The sequence below is a fragment of the Pseudomonas sp. 05T35 genome, from assembly GCF_056396605.1.
Genome location: NZ_JBFTLU010000426.1, coordinates 1 through 3,963, shown reverse-complemented (window position 1 = coordinate 3,963; position 3,963 = coordinate 1). Strand labels below are relative to the sequence as shown.

The window sequence follows — 3,963 nt, the reverse complement described above, 5'->3', positions numbered from 1 at the left end:
CCGCTGCGGTTTGCCTGGGGTATTCAGCAGTTTGATGGTCATGGGTGTAGGAAAATCCTTCGCTACACTGCGAGCATCTTCCCCGGAACAACAAGGCAACTCCCTATGCAAAATCGCATGATGATCACTGGTGCCGGGTCCGGCCTGGGTCGCGAAATCGCTCTGCGCTGGGCTCGAGAAGGTTGGCAGTTGGCCTTGTCCGATGTCAGCGAGCCAGGCTTGCAAGAAACCCTGAAACAGGTCCGCGAGGCGGGGGGGGACGGTTTCATTCAGCGTTGCGATGTGCGCGACTACAGCCAGCTGACCGCTTTCGCCCAAGCCTGTGAAGAGAGGCTGGGTGGCATCGATGTGATCGTCAATAACGCCGGCGTGGCCTCGGGCGGTTTCTTCAGTGAGCTGTCGCTGGAAGACTGGGATTGGCAGATTGCGATCAACCTGATGGGCGTGGTCAAAGGCTGCAAGGCGTTCCTGCCGCTGCTGGAAAAAAGCAAAGGCAAGATCATCAACATCGCTTCGATGGCTGCATTGATGCAAGGTCCGGCCATGAGCAACTACAACGTGGCCAAGGCCGGTGTCGTGGCGCTGTCCGAGAGCCTGCTGATTGAACTGGCACAGCAGGAAATCGCTGTGCATGTGGTCTGCCCGTCGTTCTTCCAGACCAACCTGCTGGACTCCTTCCGTGGCCCGACCCCGGCCATGAAGGCCCAGGTCGGCAAGTTGCTGGAAAGCTCGCCGATTACCGCCAGCGACATCGCTGACTATATCTACCAGCATGTTGCCGCAGGCGAGTTCATGATCCTGCCCCATGAGCAGGGCCGTATGGCCTGGGCACTCAAACAGAAGAATCCGCAGCTGCTCTACAACGAGATGACCGTGATGGCCGACAAGATGCGCGCCAAGGCCAGGCAAAGCGCCAGCTGAGCTTGCGAGTAGCGGGCTGCGTCGTTAGGGTTGCCGCTTCTGGCCGCCCTGACGAGATGTGTGCATGCTTAATTACCTGTGGTTTTTCCTCGCGGCGCTGTTCGAAATCGCCGGTTGTTTCGCTTTCTGGATGTGGTTGCGGCAGGGCAAAAGCGTCTGGTGGGTCGTGCCGGCGCTGCTCAGCCTGACGCTGTTCGCCATTGTGCTGACCAAAGTCGAATCGACCTACGCGGGCCGCGCTTATGCAGCCTACGGCGGCATTTACATCATTGCGTCCATCGGCTGGCTCGGCGTGGTCGAGCGGATTCGTCCGCTGGGTTCGGACTGGCTGGGCGTTGCGTTGTGCGTATTAGGCGCGAGTATCATACTGTTTGGCCCACGCTTCACTACACCTTGAGTCATTGGCGTTGCGGTGAAAGGGACGTCTGTAAGGGGAATCGTTTTACCGCGTAGGAGGGAACTGTTTTGCCGCTGTTGCATTGTAGACCCGGCGTCAGCCGGTCATCTTCAAGGCCCGGTAATCTCAAGGACTAGAGCCATGCTCGTACTCAGCCGCGTCGTGGGCGAATTGATCTCCATTGGCGACAACATCTCTGTGCGTATCCTCGCCGTGAACGGAAGCAACGTCCGGTTCGGTATCGAAGCCCCGCAAAACATCAATGTACATCGCGCCGAAGTCTACGAGCGCATTCAGGCCAAACGGGTACACGGCAAACGCGGCTGAAGGACTCGGTCCAATAGCTGCCCGGCCAAACGGGTGCTCAGTCAAACAGGTGCTTGGGCACGTCGTGCTTGAGCATCAGTTGGCATTGTTGGCTTTCAGGATCGAACACTATCAGCGCCTGACCTTTGCTCAACGCATGGCGCACCCGCAACACACGGGTTTCCAGCGGGGTTTCGTCGCCATTGTCGGTACCGTCACGGGTGACGAAGTCTTCGATCAGGCGGGTCAGGGTGTCGACTTCAAGTTGGTCGTGGGGAATCAGCATAGGCACCTCGGGTCATCAATTCGGCGATCCTACGGCGGATGAACCTTAACGGCCAGCAGGAGCTGCAACCCGCTGTCGATTCAGCTGCCGCGAATCAGCTTGCGCAAGGCAAACCGGTTGGGGTGGCAGGCCTCGGCGACGCTTCGCGGCAGGGGCAACGGTTCGTTGTCCAGCCACGCCGCCAGCAATTCGCCCGACAGCGGCGCGGTGATCAATCCGCGTGAACCGTGCCCGCTGTTGACGTACAACCCGTCGAGCCATGGGCAAACGATGTCTGGCACTTGTCGGGCATCCTTGCTCAGCGCGGCATAGGCTTGGGCGAACGCCTGGCTGTCAGCCAATGGGCCGACGATTGGCAGGTAGTCGGGGCTGGTGCAACGGAACGCGGCGCGACCTTGCAGTTGTTCCGGGTCCAACTGTCTGGCGTGCAGACGAGTGACCAGATCGCTGGAAACCTCCTCGAGCAGTTCCAGGTTGCCGAGGTGTTCGGCGGTAGTCGGGGTCAGGTCGTCGCTCTTGAAATCGAAGCTGGCGCCCAGGGTGTGTTCACCCAAGCGTGCGGGTGCGACGTAACCTTCAGCGCAAACCACCGTCGCCAGACACCGGCTCTCAGCGGTTTGCGCCAAGCGGGTGATTTGCCCGCGAATGCGTTTGAGCGGAAGCTCGGCACTGTGTGCGAAGCGTTTGATTTCCGCCGCGCCGGCCAGTACCACCACCGGCGCGCTGGCGAGCAGGGTCTCGCCGTCCCAGGCTTGCCACTGATCATCGACCTTGCGCAGTTCCAGCACATCGCGGTGCGTCAGCAGTTGGACATTGGGGGGCGATGCTTGCCACTGGCACAGGGCTGGCGGATGAACCCAACCACCTTCTGGATAGAACAGCCCGCCATGGGCCAGTTCGATTCCGGCCTGGGCCTGCGCGTGCGGCTGGTCCAGCAGGTGCAACAGATCGGCGGGGAAGGCCGCCGCCAGTTGCGCCTGACGCTCGGCTTCCTTGGCATTGAATGCCAGTTGCAGCACGCCGCAATCGTCCCAATCGACGCCGCGCTGCAAGTGTTCAAGCAAGCGCCGGGTGTGCCCGAAACCGCTGACGATCAATTGCGAAAGTGCGGTGCCGTGGGCCGAGAGTTTCAGGTACAGCACGCCTTGTGGGTTACCCGAGGCTTCTTGCGCCAGGTCGGCATGCCGTTCCAGCAGGCTGACCTGCCAACCGCGTGCGGCGAGGCTGGCGGCGCTGGCGCAACCGGCCAGTCCGGCGCCGATCACCAGCGCACGACGTTCGCCGCTCAGCTGATTCGGGCGAGCAAACCAGGGTTTGGCGGTTGCCGGGGCCGGAGTTTCCTGTGGCCAGCCGACGAACTCACCCCGCAGGATTTCCCATTTGTGACCGATGCCCGGCGTGCGGCGCATTTTGAAACCCGCCGCATTCAGTAGACGGCGCACCCAGCCGGTGCTGGTGAAGGTGCTGATGGTCGAACCGGGCGCCGACAGACGCGCCAGTTCGGCAAACAGTTCGGCGGTCCACATGTCGGGGTTTTTCGCTGGAGCGAAACCGTCGAGAAACCACGCGTCGATCTGCGCGTCCAGTTGTGGCAGTTGGTCTAGCACATCACCGATCAACAGCGTCAGGGTTACGCGGCCATTGTCCAGAACCAGCCGCTGAAAGCCCTGGTGGATGGCGACGTACTGCGCCAACAACTGATCGGCAAACGGTTTGAGGTCGGGCCAGAGTGTCAGGGCCCGTTGCATATCCGCCGGGCTCAGCGGGTACTTCTCGACGCTGATGAAATGCAGCCGTGCACCAGCCACAGCCTGTTGCTCGAACAACTGCCAGGCGCAGAGAAAATTCAGCCCGGTGCCGAAACCGGTCTCGCCAATCACCAACCGTTCGCCGGCTGGCAGTTCGGCAAAACGTTCGCTCAGGCGGTTTTGCTCGATGAACACATAACGGGTTTCATCAAGGCCCGACTGGTCGGAGAAATACACGTCGTCAAACACCCGCGAGCGCGGGCGACCTTGGTCGTCCCAGTCGAGCTGGGCATGCGGTACGGGGT

The 3,963-nt window shown here is 61.1% G+C and carries 5 protein-coding genes; 3 read left to right on the top strand and 2 right to left on the bottom strand.

Annotation, left to right across the window (positions count from 1 at the left end):
• The first annotated feature begins 105 nt into the window (after nt 1-105).
• The 3 genes from AC1DH9_RS24480 (at nt 106) to csrA (ending at nt 1,645) form a co-directional block, all read left to right on the top strand.
• Entirely contained in the window at nt 106-921 is an 816-nt protein-coding gene (locus AC1DH9_RS24480; RefSeq protein WP_427541472.1) for an SDR family oxidoreductase, read from the top strand.
• A 64-nt stretch (nt 922-985) separates the two neighbouring features.
• Complete coding sequence (locus AC1DH9_RS24475) at nt 986-1,318, top strand: YnfA family protein (protein ID WP_103315817.1); 333 nt, start codon at nt 986-988, stop codon at nt 1,316-1,318.
• Between the two features lie 141 nt (nt 1,319-1,459).
• Nucleotides 1,460-1,645: a carbon storage regulator CsrA gene (gene csrA / locus AC1DH9_RS24470; RefSeq protein ID WP_427532193.1), complete on the top strand. Its 186-nt coding sequence runs from the start codon at nt 1,460-1,462 to the stop codon at nt 1,643-1,645.
• A gap of 37 nt (nt 1,646-1,682) precedes the next feature.
• Here csrA and AC1DH9_RS24465 read toward each other — a convergent pair whose 3' ends face one another.
• Both AC1DH9_RS24465 and mnmC read right to left on the bottom strand, forming a co-directional pair.
• On the bottom strand, nt 1,683-1,910 hold the full coding sequence (locus AC1DH9_RS24465) for a YheU family protein (protein WP_019693006.1): 228 nt from the start codon (nt 1,908-1,910) through the stop codon (nt 1,683-1,685).
• 80 nt (nt 1,911-1,990) lie between these two features.
• On the bottom strand, nt 1,991-3,963 hold a 1,973-nt coding region (gene mnmC, locus AC1DH9_RS24460), incomplete at its 5' end, for a bifunctional tRNA (5-methylaminomethyl-2-thiouridine)(34)-methyltransferase MnmC2/FAD-dependent 5-carboxymethylaminomethyl-2-thiouridine(34) oxidoreductase MnmC1 (protein ID WP_477808929.1).

What these genes read in the sequence shown, in the direction of transcription:
- csrA (WP_427532193.1), top strand. Translation starts at nt 1,460, where the DNA reads ATGCTCGTACTCAGCCGCGTCGTGGGCGAATTGATCTCCATTGGCGAC.
- AC1DH9_RS24475 (WP_103315817.1), top strand. Translation starts at nt 986, where the DNA reads ATGCTTAATTACCTGTGGTTTTTCCTCGCGGCGCTGTTCGAAATCGCC.
- AC1DH9_RS24465 (WP_019693006.1), bottom strand. Translation starts at nt 1,910, where the DNA reads ATGCTGATTCCCCACGACCAACTTGAAGTCGACACCCTGACCCGCCTG.
- AC1DH9_RS24480 (WP_427541472.1), top strand. Translation starts at nt 106, where the DNA reads ATGCAAAATCGCATGATGATCACTGGTGCCGGGTCCGGCCTGGGTCGC.